The sequence below is a fragment of the Bacillus sp. TH19 genome, from assembly GCF_016651075.1.
Taxonomy (GTDB): Bacteria; Bacillota; Bacilli; order Bacillales; family Bacillaceae_G; genus Bacillus_A; species Bacillus_A mycoides.
This window is the reverse complement of the sequence record NZ_JAEKEO010000010.1, coordinates 182,267-199,363: the sequence shown is the minus strand read 5'-3', so window position 1 is coordinate 199,363 and position 17,097 is coordinate 182,267. Positions and strand designations below refer to the sequence as shown.

Annotated in this window: 17 protein-coding genes; 9 read left to right on the top strand and 8 right to left on the bottom strand. The window is 36.5% G+C overall.

The genetic code is table 11. The features are described 5' to 3' along the window. Positions 1-89 precede the first annotated feature (89 nt). Both JFU54_RS18755 and JFU54_RS18750 read left to right on the top strand, forming a co-directional pair. Positions 90-4,526: a glutamate synthase-related protein gene (locus JFU54_RS18755; protein WP_201065816.1), complete on the top strand. Its 4,437-nt coding sequence runs from the start codon at positions 90-92 to the stop codon at positions 4,524-4,526. Positions 4,527-4,795: 269 nt separating this feature from the next. After that, positions 4,796-5,884 (top strand): aromatic acid exporter family protein, encoded by a 1,089-nt coding sequence (locus tag JFU54_RS18750; RefSeq protein WP_002063696.1) that lies wholly within the window; start codon positions 4,796-4,798, stop codon positions 5,882-5,884. Between the two features lie 13 nt (positions 5,885-5,897). Here the strand turns inward: JFU54_RS18750 and JFU54_RS18745 are convergent, their stop codons facing one another. The 4 genes from JFU54_RS18745 to JFU54_RS18730 all read right to left on the bottom strand — a co-directional run bounded on the left by JFU54_RS18745 (position 5,898) and on the right by JFU54_RS18730 (position 9,286). Continuing rightward, entirely contained in the window at positions 5,898-7,658 is a 1,761-nt protein-coding gene (locus JFU54_RS18745) for an ABC transporter ATP-binding protein (protein WP_002091119.1), read from the bottom strand. 54 nt (positions 7,659-7,712) lie between these two features. Next, positions 7,713-8,243 (bottom strand): nucleoside tri-diphosphate phosphatase, encoded by a 531-nt coding sequence (ntdP, locus tag JFU54_RS18740; protein ID WP_000506630.1) that lies wholly within the window; start codon positions 8,241-8,243, stop codon positions 7,713-7,715. A gap of 319 nt (positions 8,244-8,562) precedes the next feature. Next, positions 8,563-8,817 carry a YgaB family protein gene (locus tag JFU54_RS18735; protein WP_098636266.1) on the bottom strand — a complete coding sequence of 85 codons (255 nt, stop codon included), beginning with the start codon at positions 8,815-8,817 and terminating at the stop codon, positions 8,563-8,565. A 187-nt stretch (positions 8,818-9,004) separates the two neighbouring features. Further along, positions 9,005-9,286, bottom strand: coding sequence for a gamma-type small acid-soluble spore protein (locus JFU54_RS18730; protein ID WP_002125062.1), 282 nt, complete (start codon positions 9,284-9,286; stop codon positions 9,005-9,007). A 125-nt stretch (positions 9,287-9,411) separates the two neighbouring features. Here JFU54_RS18730 and JFU54_RS18725 point away from each other — a divergent pair, with 125 nt between their 5' ends. Continuing rightward, entirely contained in the window at positions 9,412-9,588 is a 177-nt protein-coding gene (locus JFU54_RS18725; RefSeq protein WP_201065814.1) for a hypothetical protein, read from the top strand. Positions 9,589-9,828: 240 nt separating this feature from the next. Here JFU54_RS18725 and mutY read toward each other — a convergent pair whose 3' ends face one another. Continuing rightward, the gene (gene mutY / locus JFU54_RS18720; protein WP_002091125.1) at positions 9,829-10,926 is read right to left on the bottom strand and encodes an A/G-specific adenine glycosylase; all 1,098 of its coding nucleotides are present in this window, start codon (positions 10,924-10,926) and stop codon (positions 9,829-9,831) included. 149 nt (positions 10,927-11,075) lie between these two features. Here mutY and JFU54_RS18715 point away from each other — a divergent pair, with 149 nt between their 5' ends. Beyond that, on the top strand, positions 11,076-12,056 hold the full coding sequence (locus tag JFU54_RS18715) for a metal-dependent hydrolase (RefSeq protein ID WP_098636265.1): 981 nt from the start codon (positions 11,076-11,078) through the stop codon (positions 12,054-12,056). A gap of 24 nt (positions 12,057-12,080) precedes the next feature. Here JFU54_RS18715 and JFU54_RS18710 read toward each other — a convergent pair whose 3' ends face one another. Continuing rightward, a complete protein-coding gene (locus tag JFU54_RS18710; protein ID WP_002010328.1) occupies positions 12,081-12,347 on the bottom strand; it encodes a YfhJ family protein in 267 nt (88 codons plus the stop codon). A gap of 122 nt (positions 12,348-12,469) precedes the next feature. Here JFU54_RS18710 and JFU54_RS18705 point away from each other — a divergent pair, with 122 nt between their 5' ends. Then, positions 12,470-12,628 carry a small, acid-soluble spore protein K gene (locus JFU54_RS18705; protein ID WP_002010326.1) on the top strand — a complete coding sequence of 53 codons (159 nt, stop codon included), beginning with the start codon at positions 12,470-12,472 and terminating at the stop codon, positions 12,626-12,628. Positions 12,629-12,660: 32 nt separating this feature from the next. Then, positions 12,661-12,813, top strand: a complete 153-nt coding sequence (locus tag JFU54_RS18700; protein ID WP_002010325.1) for a YpzG family protein — start codon at positions 12,661-12,663, stop codon at positions 12,811-12,813. 64 nt (positions 12,814-12,877) lie between these two features. Here JFU54_RS18700 and JFU54_RS18695 read toward each other — a convergent pair whose 3' ends face one another. After that, positions 12,878-13,195 carry a YfhH family protein gene (locus JFU54_RS18695; protein WP_002029631.1) on the bottom strand — a complete coding sequence of 106 codons (318 nt, stop codon included), beginning with the start codon at positions 13,193-13,195 and terminating at the stop codon, positions 12,878-12,880. Positions 13,196-13,204: 9 nt separating this feature from the next. After that, on the bottom strand, positions 13,205-14,017 hold the full coding sequence (gene recX, locus JFU54_RS18690; RefSeq protein WP_002029629.1) for a recombination regulator RecX: 813 nt from the start codon (positions 14,015-14,017) through the stop codon (positions 13,205-13,207). 81 nt (positions 14,018-14,098) lie between these two features. Here recX and JFU54_RS18685 point away from each other — a divergent pair, with 81 nt between their 5' ends. The 3 genes from JFU54_RS18685 (at position 14,099) to JFU54_RS18675 (ending at position 17,080) form a co-directional block, all read left to right on the top strand. After that, the gene (locus JFU54_RS18685) at positions 14,099-15,004 is read left to right on the top strand and encodes a TIGR01777 family oxidoreductase (protein ID WP_088031336.1); all 906 of its coding nucleotides are present in this window, start codon (positions 14,099-14,101) and stop codon (positions 15,002-15,004) included. Positions 15,005-15,151: 147 nt separating this feature from the next. Beyond that, the gene (locus JFU54_RS18680; RefSeq protein WP_002010318.1) at positions 15,152-16,282 is read left to right on the top strand and encodes an amidohydrolase; all 1,131 of its coding nucleotides are present in this window, start codon (positions 15,152-15,154) and stop codon (positions 16,280-16,282) included. Positions 16,283-16,522: 240 nt separating this feature from the next. Beyond that, positions 16,523-17,080 carry a GNAT family N-acetyltransferase gene (locus JFU54_RS18675; RefSeq protein ID WP_002091129.1) on the top strand — a complete coding sequence of 186 codons (558 nt, stop codon included), beginning with the start codon at positions 16,523-16,525 and terminating at the stop codon, positions 17,078-17,080. Positions 17,081-17,097: the final 17 nt, after the last annotated feature.

Here is a 17,097-nt window from a genome sequence, read left to right as displayed (position 1 = left end):
TATATCCTTACTATCCATGTATACAAGGCAGTTCACGCCTTAAATAGTAAGATTATTCAAAATTCATTTTCCAGAGGGGGGATTGACGGATGCTCAACAAAAAAAATAAATGGACACCGTCTTTATTTCGGAATTATAAAAATGCAGAACACGATGCGTGTGGAATCGTTTCCGTTATGGAAAAACGAAGAATTCCTACAAAAGAAAACATCGATCTTTGTATACAATCGCTAGTCAAAATGAATCATAGAGCTGGTTTCATTAATGGCGAAGGAGATGGTATCGGAATTCATATCGACATGCCAAAAGCACTTTGGAACGAAAAACTGAAAAGTAGCGGATATAATCCAACGATTGTGGATCATCCCCACTTTATCGTTGGACATTTTTTTCTAAACAAAAAAGAAAACATTGCTGAGTTAAAAGATTACATTCGTACGCAACTAAACAATGAAAGCTTTACAATTGTTCTCGAAAATGATGATGTAATAAACTCAGATGCACTCGGTCCTCTTGGTAAACAAGAAGAACCTTTATTTTGGCAAATTGCCCTTATCGCCGAAAGTGAAGTTAAAAATATTGAACAAACATTATTTTCTGTAACAATAAAAATCGAAGAAAATGAAGCAATTCATGTTGCCTCATTAAGTCATGAACATGTTGTATATAAAGTTCTCGGTGCTGGCGATACACTCGTTGCTTATTACAATGATTTACAACACCCACTTATCGCTTCAACTATGACACTAGGACATAATCGCTATTCTACTAATACGTTATCTAATTTTTTTCGTGTACAACCATTTAGCATTCTCGGACATAATGGCGAAATTAACACGATTGCAAAATTACGCGATCAAGCTGAAATGATTAATGTACCACTTACTGCCGGGGGCAGTGATTCCCAAGATTTAAACCGCACCTTAGAAACCCTTCTCGTTCAGTATAACTACAGTTTATTTGAAGCAATGGATATATTATTTCCACCAATTATTAATGAAATAAAACTTTACGAAACAAACTTACAAAACTTATACACTTATATACGTGAGGCTTGGGGGCATTTCGCACAAGGTCCAGCTGGTATTATTTCACGTTATAAAGATGAAGCTGTTTTCAGTGTCGATTCCCTTGGATTACGCCCAGTTTGGAAAGTAGAGACAGAGAGCTCCTATATTTTCTCTTCTGAACCTGGAGTTGTATCACCAACTGAATATGTAGCAGAGCCGAAACCACTCGCTCCTGGAGAAAAAGTTGGATTAAAATGGAATCAACAAGATGAGCTCGTTCTCTATGAATACGACAATTATCAAATTGAAGTATATAACCGTTTTAAGAAACGAATCGATGTTACCAATTATCATGTAAACTTATCTATCCCTGAAACGAAAGAAACTGAGGGATTATGTGATTCGGTTCAAGTTGAAACGAATCAATACGTCGCTTTTGGCTGGGATCGAGAACATATTCAGCTCCTTGAACAAATGGCGACAAAAGGCGTCGAACCAATTCGGTCACTTGGGCATGACTCACCACTTGCCGCACTTGATACAGATAGACGAAATATTGCTGATTTCATTAAGGAAAGTGTAGCCGTTGTTACAAATCCAGCAATCGATCGCGATCGAGAAGTTGAACACTTCTCCACACGTACTGTACTCGGAGAGCGTCCGGGTTTATTAGATAACTCTAAACAACCATTTGTAATCGAGATGCTTTCACCCATTATTTTAGAAGGGCATTTAGCTCAATCTATCGCGGCAGACTTACACACGATTACGTACGAACAACTTATACAGCTATTCATTACTCATAGCTCTGTCTCTACAATTTCTATTACATTTAGTCCATCAGAAACTCTACAAATCGCATTAAATCGAATTAGTTTCGAAGCGATAGCAGCCGTTAAAAATGGTGCTTCCCTACTATTATTAGATGATGCTAAATCTCATCAAAATGAACTGTTATGGATTGACCCACATTTAGTTACTGCTAAAGTACATCAAGCATTAACTGAAAATAAATTACGCCGGAAATGCTCTCTCGTTATACGTTCCGGTGCCCTTCGCTCCTTACACGATATCGTCACGCTATACGGATTAGGGGCAGATGGTATTAATCCATATTTATTGTTCGCAACGGTAAATGATGAAACAAAAGTACCAATTACTAATTTGTATACCGCACTTAATAAAGGACTAGAGAAAGTAATTTCAACGATTGGAATTCATGAATTACGCGGTTACGGTCGCCTCTTCTCCTCTATTGGATTACATGAGGAAATCGCAAATATATTACAAATTACAAACTTCTGCGGTTCAAATAATTTAGCTTTTTCACTTGAATCACTTGCTGAAGATGCAAAAATTCGAGCTGAGGATTTTAACAATCCAAAAGTTAGAATGCGAAAATCATTTCATATATTCCCGCGGATTTGGAAAGCAATTGGTGATGTTGCAAAAGGAAACTCTTATGATGATTACCGCGACAAGTTAAGTGAATTAGAAGAAAACACTCCCATCGCAATTAGGCACCTTGTTCAAACAAAACAAGCACAGCATGTAGTTCCGACTGAAGAAGTGTCCATCGGCATTCACAATCATGATTTACCATTTATTATTAGTTCTATGTCATTTGGTTCTCAAAATGAAATTGCCTTTCGCGCGTATGCAGAAGCTGCCGATCAGCTAAATATGATTAGTTTGAACGGTGAAGGCGGCGAAATTAAAGATATGATTGGTAAGTACCCACATACACGCGGACAACAAGTTGCATCTGGCCGATTTGGAGTAAACGCTGAACTACTAAATTCATCAAATTTAATTGAAATTAAAATAGGTCAAGGAGCAAAGCCTGGTGAAGGTGGACATTTGCCTGGTTCAAAAGTGACTGCCAAAATTGCGGAAGCACGTAATGCTACAATTGGTTCGGATTTAATTTCACCTTCTAACAACCATGATATTTATTCAATTGAAGACTTGGCTCAAATGATTACAGAAATTAAAACGGCTAATCATCTTGCAAAAGTAGCTGTAAAAGTTCCTGTCGTTCCTAACATCGGAACAATTGCTGTCGGTATCGCAAAAGCTGGCGCTGACTTTATTAACATTAGTGGATTTGATGGCGGAACAGGTGCTGCGCGTATTCACGCATTGCAACATGTTGGTCTTCCTGTAGAGATTGGTGTTAAAGCTGCTCACAATGCGTTACTAGAAGCAAATATGAGACATAAAGTAGAGATTTGGGCAGATGGCGGTATTCGAAGTGTAAATGACGCCTTAAAAATCATGCTCCTCGGAGCAAACCGGATCGGATTTGGCACATTATCAATGATTGCAATTGGCTGTACAACTTGCCGTGGTTGTCATCTTGATACGTGCCACGTCGGAATTGCAACACAAATTGAATCTGAAGCTCAAGCGAAAGAACATGGACTGCGCCGTTTCGTTCCACGTGAATTAGAAAGCGCAGTTACAGGGCTATTAAGCTTATTCACTACTTTCGGTACAGAATTGAAACGTTTAACAGGGCAGCTCGGTTACACAAACTTACAAGATATTATCGGACGATCGGATTTATTAGAACAAACTCGAGGCAAGGACTTATTAGACTTACGTAATTTAATACAAACGATAGAAGATTCATCTGTGAAAATAATGGCATCTGTACAAGAAAAACAATTTGAAACAACAAATTCTCTCCAGTCAAAAGAATTAGTAAGCGTCGGCGTAGAGCAACGCGTAATGGGCGGTCTAGAATCCTGTTATCGTATTCGTAGCAAATTATATGAAAACACTCATCTTGAACCACTTACATTAAAGTATACAAACGGATCTGTTCCTGGAAACGGATTAGGCGCGTACAATAGCGAGAACTTATTTATACACGTAAATGGTGGCGCGCAAGATGGAATTGGAAAAACTTCATTTGGCGGTGGCATTTATATAACTAAAGCAAAAGGAACAGATGGAACATATTATAACGGTTCTGTCGGAAAAGGATTTGGATACGGTGCTCAAAAAGGTGCATTATACGTGCAAGGTAACGCTGATGCTCGTGCTGGCATTCGCCTTTCTGGAGCAGATATGATAATTGGAGGCAGAATTACAAAACCACTCCGCGAAAAAGAACAAGGAAATATCGGAGTATATTCTAATATAAAAGGATTTGCTTTTGAATATATGACAAATGGTCGCGCTCTTGTTTTAGGAGATCCTGGTCCATGGATTTGTGCCGGCATGACTGGTGGTGTTGTTTATTTACATCATGAGCCAAACTTAGGTTTAACAGAGCACGCTTTAAAAAGAAGAATTGCTAAAGGTGCAAATGTAACATTGCAGCCAATTAGTAAAAATGGTTTGCAAGATGTGAATGAATTATTATTAGACTACATTCGTGTATTAAATGAGCACGAACAATATGAAGAAGTCGCTTTGTTAACACCATTATTAGATGATATCCAGCTTCACTTCTATGAAATTATCCCGAAAAAAGAACAGGCGGATCCATCTATTTCAACTGAATGATATGTACAATATTTATTTTCATAAAAAAATTGACGAAGCGAGCATCGCATAGTAATCTAGAATAACAATTTGAAACCTGCTGAAATTCAGCAGGTTTTTTTATTAAAGAATAGATGTTTAAAGAGAATTTGGAGAAATTATAAATTGATTGTAATTTATTTATTAAACTTTTTAACGTCACTAAAATATCACTTGCTAACATATTGTAATGAATGTATAGTATCATGTTGTACATTCATTATGACAAGAGAAAGGATATCAATAAGGGTATGAAACTTGGTGCTCGCATTTTAAAAACGGGTATTGCCATTACATTAGCTTTATTTGCTTGTATTTTACTTCAATTACCGAGTCCTGTATTTGCGGGAATCTCAGCTATCTTTGCTGTTCAACCGTCTGTATACCGCTCGTATTTAACTGCTCTTGAGCAAATTCAAGCAAACGTAATTGGTGCTGTATTCGCTATCGTATTTGCTACTGCTTTTGGACATAATCCTTTTATTATTGGATTAACGTGTATATTAGTAATTGCTCTTACTTTACAATTACGCTTAGAAAAAACAATATCACTCGCTTTAGTAACAGTTATCGCCATTATGGAGTATCAAGGCGAAGATTTCTTTAATTTTGCCTTACTTCGATTCGCGACGATTATGATTGGAATTATTGCGGCTTCGCTTGTAAATTTAGTATTTATGCCGCCAAAATATGAAACAAAACTTTACCATCGCATCGTTGATAATACAGAGGAAATTGTTAAATGGATTCGTATGAACAGTAGGCAAGCTTCTGATTTTACAACGCTAAAAACCGATATTGATCGCATGAAAGAAAAAATGATTAAACTAAATCATTACTATTTGCTGTATAAAGAAGAAAGAAGCTATACGAAAAAAATACAATTCGCGAAAATTCGTAAGCTCGTTTTATTCAGACAAATGTTAGCGACAACAAGCCGCGCTTTAAGCACGTTAAAATCATTACATCGCACCGAAAATGAACTGCGCTATATGCCAGAAGAGTTTCAGGAATCTATTCAAAACGAACTTGATTCATTAACGCATTATCACGAACAAGTGTTATTAAAATTTATTGGTAAAGCAAAGAAACAACAATCCGTTGAGATGCTTGATGAAGTTGAAACCGGTAAACAAGAATTGATTGATATCTTTATGGATTATCAAAATAAAGACGATGAGGAAGCATATAAAATATGGTTACACCTCTTCCCTCTTATTTCTTCAATTATTAACTACAGTGAGGAAGTAGAGCATTTAGATTTACTTGTGGATAGCTTCTACACATACCATAAACCAGAAAGCGAACTCCAAATCGAAGATAAAAAAGAAGACGAATAAAAAACAGCTCCTTTTACGCTAAAGGAGCTGTTTCTGTTATATGCTGAAGTTGATATAGATTGTAATAAAATCCCCTCTTTTTCATTAACTCTTCATGAGAACCCTTTTCTTTTATTTCACCATCTTCAACATAAATAATTGTATCAACATGCGTAATCGTCGCTAATCGATGTGCAATAATAATTGTTGTCCGATCTGCAGCTAACGTTTGCAGTGCCTCTTGAATATATCGTTCATTTTCTAAATCTAAAGCGGAAGTTGCTTCATCTAATATAAGTAAAGACGGATTCTTTAGAAAAACCCGTGCGATTGCTACACGCTGTCTTTGTCCACCAGATAATTTCACACCACGTTCCCCAACGACAGTATCATAGCCCTCTGGCAACTCTGTAATAAAATTATGAATTTGTGCAGCTTTGGCAGCTGAAATCACTTCCGCCTCTGTAGCTTTCGGATTGCCATATAAAATATTAGCCCCGATTGTATCGCTAAATAATAAATTATCTTGTAGCACAATTCCAATATGACTACGTAAATTTCTCATATTATACTTTCTTACATCTATCCCGTCTATATAAACTGCACCTTCAGAAACATCGTAAAAACGCGGAATTAAACTAGCAAGAGATGACTTTCCTCCTCCGCTTGCCCCTACAAGCGCAACCTTCTCTCCCGGGCGCATAGTTAATGACAGATTATGCAATATTTCTTTTTCATCCGCATTATAACGAAAAGAAACATTATCAAATATAACTTCCCCATCTAGCCTTTTCGTTTGCACCGCATTTGGCACATTAACAATATCGTATTTTTCATCCAACAATTCAAACACTCGATCCATCGAGGCGAAAGACTGTGTTAATGTTGTAGATGAATTAACAAGGCGACGAAGCGGACTATATAAACTATCCATATATCCAACAAAAGCAACCATCGTACCCAGTGTTAACGACCCTTGAATTACCTCATATGCCGCAAAACCAATAACAAGTAACGGCCCTAAATCCGTTAACGTATTCACTACCGAAAACGTTCTCGCTGTCCAACTCGTATGAGTTAGTGCTTTCGTTAAAAATTCATTATTTCTCTTTTCAAACTGTCCTCTTTCATACTCTTCTAATGCAAAACTACGTGTCACTTGCATCCCTTGAATACGTTCATGTAAATACCCTTGCATAGTTGCTAACGCTTGCGAGCGCTCTTTCGTCAATTTTCGAAGGCGCCCGAAAAAATATTTCACTGCAACTACATAAATAGGTAAGATTAATAAAGCAACAAAGGTTAATTTTATATTCATAGAAAACATAACGATAATGGCAATAACAATTGTTGCAGTATCTAACCAGACATTCATAAGACCAGTAATTACAAAGTCCTTCGTTTGTTCTACATCATGGATTACACGTGAAATAAGCTCCCCTGTTTTTGTGTTCGAATAATAACGTAAGCTCAATTTTTGCAAGTGCCCAAAAATGTATTTTCGTAAATCGTATAGTATTGTATTGGCAATGCGCTGCGCGAAATATTGACGATAATATTCTATCGGCGGTCTTACTACTGCAAAAATAAAAAAAGCAATCCCAATTGCGGTTATTAATTGAGACGTTTTTTCTTGAAGCGATCCCGTGCCTTGAATAACATCATCAATAATATACTTTAATAACCATGGCATAATAAGCGGGATACCGAACTTCACAAGACCAATAATAATTGTAATAGCAATAAGCCATCGATATGGTTTAACAAATTGTAAATATCTTTTTATACCTTGCACATAATCCCCCCTCTAATAGGACAAACCTGCCGGGAAATTCCCTGCAGGTTTGTTTTAATTTCTGTACATTAAATATCTTTCGTACCACATATCTACGAAATCCGGTGCGAATGGACCTTTTCTTTGATGAATCCACTGTGTTAAATGTGCTACATTTCGTTTTAAAATTGTATCGATAACAGGTGGATACTGCATGATTTGACTATGCTTTTCATACTCATCTTCATCCAAAAGTGTATATGTCATATCTGGATACACTTTAATGTCTAAGTCGTAATCAATATACTTTAATGCTTCAGAGTCATATGCAAAAGGAGAACTTAAATTACAATAATAATATACTCCTTCTTCTCTCAGCATTCCAATTACATTAAACCAATAATTAGCATGGAAGTAACAAATCGCAGGTTCGCGAGTAACCCATGTTCGACCATCTGATTCTGTAACTACTGTACGATCATTTGCTCCGATCACAAGGCTCTGCGTCCCTTTTAAAATTGTTGTCTCTTCCCACATTCTATGAATGGAGCCATTATGTTTATAACTATGTATTTGTACCTTTTCTCCTTCTTTGGGAAATCCCATATATGCTCCCTTCTTTCAACCGCAAATGCTTTTCTTAAGTTGTCTTAACTACCCCTTGAACTGCATTCACTTTTTTTCTATTATAACTTTTTTGTCAAAATTTTAAAACTAAAGCGATAGGACACTTGTTTTCATGAGGAATATAATGAAGTTTGTATTATTGAATACCACATCACTAACCCTTTTAACGAAGGAACATTTCCTATGAATTAGCAATACGTATTTTAGAAGATTAAACGAAGATATAACAAAAAGAAAAGCCCCCTCACCTCTGTTTAAGAAAGGACTTTTCACCTAAAATCAACAACATATCTCACCCTTAATTTGAAATTATTTTTTCGATTTCAAAAGATTGAATCACATTATTCGTTTGCTGTTCAAATTTTTCATGTAAAAGTTTTAATGCTATTTCTGTTCTGTATATTTCTTGACGGATAAAATGCAATTCTTTTTTATCGCACGTATCCCTTCCACTCATTTCAATTTGCTGATACTTCTCTAAATGTGATTGTAACTTTAAAAGCTCATCCATCGTTTCCAACTGCTCTCCTACCAACTTATCAAAATCGTTCATCACTTACCCCCTTTTTGATTCATTCGCCATTTATAATTCCTATTACATATTTCTAATCGTGAACTTCTTTCTCCTTTGACTACATTTGTTGACTTATTAGAAGTTATGTCGTTCCCTTTATTTTCATTACAGTGACACGCACACAAAGAAAACACTTCTCTCGAATTGGAGAAGTGTTTTTCTTTCATTACTCGTTTGAACTAGAAGATTGTGATTGTTTTGCAGCTGATTGTGCATTTTGTTTTTTCACTGCATGCACATCTGTTTCAGTTGCAAACTCTGTACCATAACTAGCATTTGCACTTTGAGCAGCAGAAGCTTGTGCTTTCTGTGCCTCTGATTGTGCGTTCGCTTGTTTTACTGCTTGTACATTCGTTTCAGTTGCAAACTCTGTACCATAGCTAGCATTTGTACTTTGAATGCTAGCACCAGAAGTTGCCTTATTATAACCTTGTTGTTTTTTACTCATCTTTCTCACCTCCACAATCAATAATGTAACCAATTCACTTAGAAGTTATCCCTAATTTTCTTTTTGAAAATTCACGTATATATCTCTTATCACTCATTCAAACTACATATGATGGAGGTGGGAATATGTATACTGGACGTGATATGACTGAGCTAACTATGATTTCCAAAAATGAATGGAAAGAGGATGAATTAGCTTATTTTCATCATTCATTTCAGCAAATTATGCCTTATCTAAATGTAGAGGGACAAACGATTTATAAAGAAGTTGTGAAAGAAATCGAGTCACGGGGCCGATTATAAACGCGTGGATTTTCAACCTCAAAATACAAATTTATTTTCAATATAAAAAAACGTGTTCCAAAGTTCTGGAACACGTTTTTTATTATTTATCCCGCTATTTGCCGGGCAGTAAGACCCCACCTCAAAATGCAGCGAAAGCAAAGAAGTTAGGTTGGGGCCTTGCTGCCCATAAAAGCCCGATTGGTGAGGGCTAATAATCAGTGGGGGATGAAGAAAACCCCCACTGATTAAAGTTTCACTTTACTGCATTGTAATTTTCTCAACACACTTTTCGTAAATTGTACGATGTGATTTCGAGAAAGGTAACTGTTCAAACGCTTCTTTCGATACAAACTTTAATGTATCCGTTTCGACAATATTACCTGTTACTTTTCCGTAAAATATGAAGATATCCCAAGTACGATGTGTAAAAGTATGTTGTACATTCATCGCGTATTCATCAATAGAAACAGAGAGATCAAAGCTCTCCTTCATATAATCCGTAAGCTGTTGTTTTTGATTACGAATACCTTCACTTAGTTCAATATTCGGGAACTCCCACATATTAGCCAGTAATCCCGTACTTGGGCGTTTATTAATTACGTAACGGCCATCTTCAGTTTGAAGTACTCCCGCAACGAGCGGTACCATTGTAGGTGCTTTCGCTTTACTCTTCACTGGTAGTTCTTTTTGAACACCTTCAGCATACCCTCTGCAATGTTCACGTACAGGACAAAGTAAACAAGATGGATTTTTCGGTATACAAATTAATGCCCCTAATTCCATCAAACCTTGGTTAAAATAAGATGGATTTTCTATAGAAATAATTTCACGCACAATCTCTTCAAAAACTTTTCTCGTTTTCGGTTTTGCAATATCATCCCACACTGATAAAATACGAGATAATACGCGCATAACATTTCCATCAACCGCTGGCTCTGGTATGCCATATGCAATACTTAAAATGGCACCTTTTGTATATGGTCCCACTCCTTTTAATTTTTCAATTTTCTTTACATCGCTCGGTACTGTCCCGCCGTATACTTCTTTTACCTCTTTTACTGCAGCATGTAAATTTCGTGCTCTAGAATAATAACCTAAGCCTTCCCATGCTTTTAATACTTCTTCATCATCGGCAGTTGCTAGCGCTTCAAGCGTAGGAAACTTCCCCATAAAATTTGCGTAATATGGTTTTACAGCCTCTACCCTTGTTTGCTGTAACATAATTTCTGAAACCCAAACACGGTATGGATCTTTATTTTTTCGCCACGGTAAATCACGTTGTTCTTTTTCAAACCAACCAATTAAATCATTTTGAAACTGTTCTATGTTAAACTCATTTAATATTTCAAGTGTCAAACTTGATCCCCCTCATTTTTTTGCATATACGTACTATTATAAAGATTTTAGGAAAAAATTTAAGTAAGATGACATAGGAAATAGAAGGCAAAGGACTTGAGGTATCGAATAAAAAGAGTTACATTAATAAAAAACGGAGGTGGATTTCTATGGACACAGCCACTCACCTTGTTATGGGCGTTACTCTAGGCAGTTTGGCAACATTAGATCCAGCTATAGCACAAAGTGATATTGGGCCACAAGCAGTGATGCTTGCAACAATTGCCGGTTCCAATATTCCTGACATCGATACAGTTTTAAAATTGCGTAATAACGCTAAATATATAAGAAATCATCGCGGGATTACTCATTCCATCCCTGCAGTGATCCTTTGGTCACTCCTTATAAGTGGCATCTCTTTCGCCTTCTTTTCAGACGCTCCCTATCTGCATCTACTACTTTGGTCATTTATTGCCGTCTTTCTTCATGTCTTTGTGGATATTTTCAATGCCTATGGTACACAGGCATTAAGGCCCTTCACAAAAAAATGGGTAGCGCTCGGCATAATTAATACGTTTGATACTGTCATTTTCTTTATCCATATACTTGCTATCGCCTGTATGCTTGTCGGAGCACATAAAGGCTATACTGCTTTAGCAGCGTATATATTAATGTTTGTTTACTACATTGGCCGCATTATGATGCATCGAAATATTAAAAGTGTAGTATACAAACGTTTCAAAAATGTAGAGAAAGTAATTATTTCTCCTTCTTACAAATTTTATCATTATCATTTAGCCGTCGTTACAACTGAATATTACTACGTAGCAAGATGGCACCGCGGTAACATCCTTGTATACGATAAATTTAATCGCGTGCCGTTCCCGAATACCGCCATTATGCAAGCCGCTGTGCGAGATGAAAATATATCTGCTTTCTTATCTTTCTCGCCTGTATATCGCTGGGATATTTTCGATTATGATAACTATTATGAAGTTCGATTTATTGATTTGCGGTATCGAAGTAAAGATTATTATCCATTCGTCGCAATCGTTCAGCTCGATCAAAATTTAAATATTATTAGTTCATATACAGGATGGATTTTCAGCGAAGAGAAACTTCGAAAGAAACTGGAATTGCTTCCACATTAAAAAAAGCGACCTACGTCGCTTTTTTTAATGTTTCAAATGATCTTCTTGATTGATTAAATGGCTATACTTCGGATTATTTGTACGCATTTCATGAAGGCGCCCTCCATGATTATTAACCCATGTTCGTACCACTTGTTCAGTCATTTCCTCACCTTGGTAACGACCTGATTTAGCATAAGTTGTTCGGAAGTCTTCCCACAGTAATTCAACCCATGCACGAGCTTGGGCGTAAGAAAGGTTGTCATTTTTATCTAATAATTCTTTCGTTAATGTTTCATAAATATCATTCATGTTCTATTCTCCTTTTACCTATTTATTCCCTTAATTTCTAAAGGATAGTTTCTTCTATTTTGCACATTCTATAAGTGATACTTCTTAAAGGGGTATCGACTGATAGTGAGGGGGCGTTCTTAATGGGTAGACAAGCCGAATTTTGGTCTGAGTCAAAAAACAACAGCAAAATCGACGGTCAACCGAAAGCGAAATCACGCTTCGCTTCGAAACGACCTAACGGCACAATTAACACGCACCCACAAGAGCGTATGCGTGCTGCAAATCAGCAGGAAGAGTAGTACAAATTAAATTCCTACACGAGGTGATAAAGATGAGCTACCGTGACCATTTAGATCGTCGTTCTGAATTATTTAACCATACGTGGACTCGTCCAAAACATGCGAAAGCGCAAGTTAATGGACAGACGCAACAAACCCAGTCTCTCATTATACTGGCAAACGAATGTAAAAAACGCCAATTTTAGAATCTCCTATCTCCTTTAACGCCTACCAAAGATGAAAACCAGAGAGATATTCACTCTCTGGTTTTTATTTTTCCTGCAGCAAGGAAATTGGTATTCCAATCTCTTCATTATCATTTTGCTTATATCCCCAAGCAAATACCCCATTGAAATACGTAATTTTAAATACCACACCAGGTTCTTCTACTAATTCATATGTCTCACCAATATGGAATTTATTTATATCTATCATATAAGCACGAGCCATAGCCATTTTTCTCATTAATACATCGAATTCATTTACAATTCCAAGTTGCTCAGCCTTTACTGCTTGCTCCTTCAAAACCCCAATTTCTTCCCTTAACTCATGTGGTGTCATTTCACTGTAGCGTTTTGGCGTACCCATCTTATTTCCTCATCCCTCTTCACGTTTCATTTGTAAAAATATATCTATCTCATCAATAGAGAATCCTTTTCGATATAACGCTTGCTTCACCTTATTTTCGAATGTCCAACCATCATACTTCTTATATTTCTCATAATATTTATTCCCATGATAGTGTAACGCTTCTTGTTGCTGTTCGTCATCTTTTTCGTCTTTCAATTCTTCCAAGCAAATTTGAATCACATCTCTAGAATATCCTTTACGAACAAGCATTTCATCTAACTTTAGCTTCATTTGTAAAAATGAATGCTTTTGATAAGATTTTTTCTTCTTTTCTATAAGAAACAAAGCATTCTCCATTTGCTTCTCCTTTGGATACTCTTGTAAACTATGTGTAATGATTAAATCCTGAACACCTTTACTTAATAGCCCTCTCCTAATAACAGTTGGACCTTTTTGATTCACATTACTTTGCGTTCGCACGTATGAAATAGCGTACTCTTTATCATTAATATATCGATCATGTAATAATTTCGAAACGACTTCAGAGATGATGGCCTGTCCCACTTCTTTTTTTCGTAAGAAATCTTCTATTTCTTGTTTTGTTCTCATTTGATAGGATAAATAGGAAATCGCTTGTAAATATGCTTTTTGTACCTCTTCATTGTACAAAATATTCCCTAACGCTACTTCATCAATTTCTAAGCCTTTTTGTAACCCATGTTTCATTAAGATTGATTGATTCACACTAAACCCGTACTCTTCGCCTTGACCTTTATCAATATAAATATTAAATCGTTCTTTCGATCGTTTTTGCACTTCTATTTTTGTAATGACAGTCATACTCTCACCTCTCTATTATTTTAACATAGTCAAGGAACGTTTTTTCTTTTCAAGAATATATATAATGAGGAGGAAATAATTGTGAAAATCGCAATTTCTGGTGGCTCTGGCTTTATAGGCAAATCCCTTTCTAGTTTTTTTATTCAAAAGGGATTTACTGTTTACATTCTTACTCGAAAAAAAATTACTGAAACTTCACACACTAACCTTCAATACGTACAGTGGACACCGGATTTACAGACCTTCCCTCTCTCATCTATCGATGTAGTTATTAATCTAGCTGGAGAATCTATTAATAGTAGATGGACAAAAAAACAAAAAGAATCAATTTTAAACAGTAGAATTCAAACAACAAAAGGACTCATTAAACAATTACAAACCCTTGAAACAAAGCCACACACATTTATTAATGCAAGTGCCATTGGATACTATGGGACATCTGAAACCGAATCTTTTACAGAACAGCAAGAGACTCCAGGAGATGACTTTTTAGCAAACACAGTATATTTGTGGGAGCAAGAAGCATCTAAAGCCCGCTCCATTGGAATAAGAACTGTCTACACAAGATTTGGAGTCGTATTGGGCGCAGATGGAGGAGCTCTTCCAAAAATGCTACTCCCCTATCAATTATATATCGGCGGTACACTTGGATCTGGAAACCAATGGTTATCATGGATTCATATAGACGATGTCGTTCGCATGATTGATTTCATCATTCACAAAAAAGAAATTGACGGACCTTTTAATATTACAGCGCCAACGCCAATACGGATGAAAGAGTTCGGTGAAATTATTGCCACTATAACTAGGCGACCTCATTGGCTACCTGTTCCTTCATTTGTACTTCGCGCTTTACTCGGTGAGATGAGTATACTTGTATTAGAAGGGCAACATGTATTACCCAATAAAGCTATTAAACATGGATATCAATACACATTTCCAACAGTTAACCATGCATTACAAAATATCCTCTTGCATACAATGTAGTACTTTTAAAATACAGTTTTACGGGTAGTCTATCTCTTCCAAGACTTCTTACTTTTTAAACACCGGAGCATTACTACACGAAAAACCTTTCAGTTACTTTGTCTAAACCTATTCTACACATTACAAGGTGACGGAAATGAGGTCTCTATGAAAATATTGCTCAAACAAGCCATTGTATATCCTATTACATCCCAAAAGTTTCAAGGAGATGTACTCGTTATAGGAGAACGCATTGCCGCGGTCAAACCTCATATTGATACTACTCAGGATATGACCGTTATAGATGCACGAGCTCTTCATCTCTTGCCTGGATTTATTGATGTTCATACTCACCTTGGCCTCTACGATGAAGGTACTGGTTGGGCTGGTAATGATGCAAATGAAACATCCGAAGTTTCAACACCACATATCCGTTCTTTAGACGGGATTCATCCTTTTGATATTGCATTTCAAGACGCTGTACAAAATGGTGTTACGACTGTTCACGTGATGCCCGGAAGCCAAAACATTATCGGCGGTACTACTTGCGTAATAAAAACTGCTGGAACTTGTATTGATCATATGATTATTCAGGAACCTGCTGGTTTAAAAATTGCCTTTGGAGAAAATCCTAAAAAGTTCCATAGCAACGGCACAAAAGAATCAATAACACGTATGGGAATTATGGGGTTACTTCGTGAATCATTCTATGACGCACAACACTACGGGCATGAAGCTGATTTTCGAATGCTACCTATTTTAAAAGCACTCCGCCGAGAAATACCGGTACGTATCCACGCTCACCGCGCAGATGATATCACTTCAGCCTTACGCTTTGCGACAGAATTCAATCTTGATTTACGTATTGAACATTGTACAGAAGGGCACTTTATTGTTGAAGAGCTTTCGAAACACAATTTAAAAGTTTCAGTTGGACCTACTCTTACGCGACGTTCGAAAATCGAACTTAAAAACAAAACGTGGGATACTTATCATATTTTATCGAAAAATGGAGTAGAAGTTTCTATTACAACCGACCACCCTTATACACCCATTCAATATTTAAATGTTTGCGCTGCCATTGCAGTAAGAGAAGGATTAGATGAGAAAACAGCGTTGGAAGGAATCACTATTTTCCCAGCTCGAAATTTACGTTTGGAGGATAGAATTGGAAGCATTGATGTTGGAAAAGATGCTGACCTCGTGTTATGGACACATCATCCTTTCCATTATTTAGCCAAGCCTGTACTCACTATGATTGACGGAAAAATAATTTACAAAAAAAATAAAAAAAACTAGTTTATTTTTTTGACTAGATACAGTATTATACGATTATAAACTGAATGAAACCATAATCAATTTGTGTCGTGATTATCATTTTCAAATTGATGAATGGGGAAGGCAAATGGTGCGCCACCAGCGTTAGAAACTGGTTCTAGTGGGTTCGATTCCCACCCCGAAATTTTTTAAAGATTGATATAAAAATTTCGAGGGTGGGTGCTTTTTCGTCATGCTACCCTCGTGTGAGGAGGAGTTAGTGTGTTGAAAAAACGCGACTTACACGACAGCCACGTTCTATACGAATTAATGGTGGATCCTGCTGTCTTCCCTTTTGTGCGTCAAAAGGCCTATTCTTATGAAGAATATTTATTTTTAACGAAACAAACAATCGAAGCCGAAGAGCGTGGAGAATTAATCTCACGCACAATTTTAGATGAATGGGGTAACCCCATCGGCACAATTACTTTATTTGATGTGCAAGAAAAAGCTGGATTCCTCGGAACTTGGCTTGGCAAACCATATCATGGTAAAGGATATAATAAATTGGCGAAAGATTCATTTTTTAGCGAACTTTTCTATGAATTAGATATTGAAACGATTTTTATGCGTATTCGTAAAATAAATATTCGGTCTATTAAAGCTGCCGAAAAACTACAATATGTAAATCTAGCAAACGAAACAAGAAAAGCCGTTTATGATGAAATTAACGCGCATGAAGAAGTATATAATTTATATGAAATTCCAAAAGATCAGTATACACTTGCAACAATGCGAGATACAACATTCCAAGAAGCACACCAATTAAAAGAAGCGTAATCTAAAAATTCAGAAAT

What these genes read in the sequence shown, in the direction of transcription:
- JFU54_RS18755 (WP_201065816.1), top strand. Translation starts at nt 90, where the DNA reads ATGCTCAACAAAAAAAATAAATGGACACCGTCTTTATTTCGGAATTAT.
- JFU54_RS18750 (WP_002063696.1), top strand. Translation starts at nt 4,796, where the DNA reads ATGAAACTTGGTGCTCGCATTTTAAAAACGGGTATTGCCATTACATTA.
- ntdP (WP_000506630.1), bottom strand. Translation starts at nt 8,243, where the DNA reads ATGGGATTTCCCAAAGAAGGAGAAAAGGTACAAATACATAGTTATAAA.
- JFU54_RS18735 (WP_098636266.1), bottom strand. Translation starts at nt 8,817, where the DNA reads ATGAACGATTTTGATAAGTTGGTAGGAGAGCAGTTGGAAACGATGGAT.
- JFU54_RS18730 (WP_002125062.1), bottom strand. Translation starts at nt 9,286, where the DNA reads ATGAGTAAAAAACAACAAGGTTATAATAAGGCAACTTCTGGTGCTAGC.
- JFU54_RS18725 (WP_201065814.1), top strand. Translation starts at nt 9,412, where the DNA reads ATGTATACTGGACGTGATATGACTGAGCTAACTATGATTTCCAAAAAT.
- JFU54_RS18715 (WP_098636265.1), top strand. Translation starts at nt 11,076, where the DNA reads ATGGACACAGCCACTCACCTTGTTATGGGCGTTACTCTAGGCAGTTTG.
- JFU54_RS18710 (WP_002010328.1), bottom strand. Translation starts at nt 12,347, where the DNA reads ATGAATGATATTTATGAAACATTAACGAAAGAATTATTAGATAAAAAT.
- JFU54_RS18705 (WP_002010326.1), top strand. Translation starts at nt 12,470, where the DNA reads ATGGGTAGACAAGCCGAATTTTGGTCTGAGTCAAAAAACAACAGCAAA.
- JFU54_RS18700 (WP_002010325.1), top strand. Translation starts at nt 12,661, where the DNA reads ATGAGCTACCGTGACCATTTAGATCGTCGTTCTGAATTATTTAACCAT.
- JFU54_RS18695 (WP_002029631.1), bottom strand. Translation starts at nt 13,195, where the DNA reads ATGGGTACGCCAAAACGCTACAGTGAAATGACACCACATGAGTTAAGG.
- recX (WP_002029629.1), bottom strand. Translation starts at nt 14,017, where the DNA reads ATGACTGTCATTACAAAAATAGAAGTGCAAAAACGATCGAAAGAACGA.
- JFU54_RS18680 (WP_002010318.1), top strand. Translation starts at nt 15,152, where the DNA reads ATGAAAATATTGCTCAAACAAGCCATTGTATATCCTATTACATCCCAA.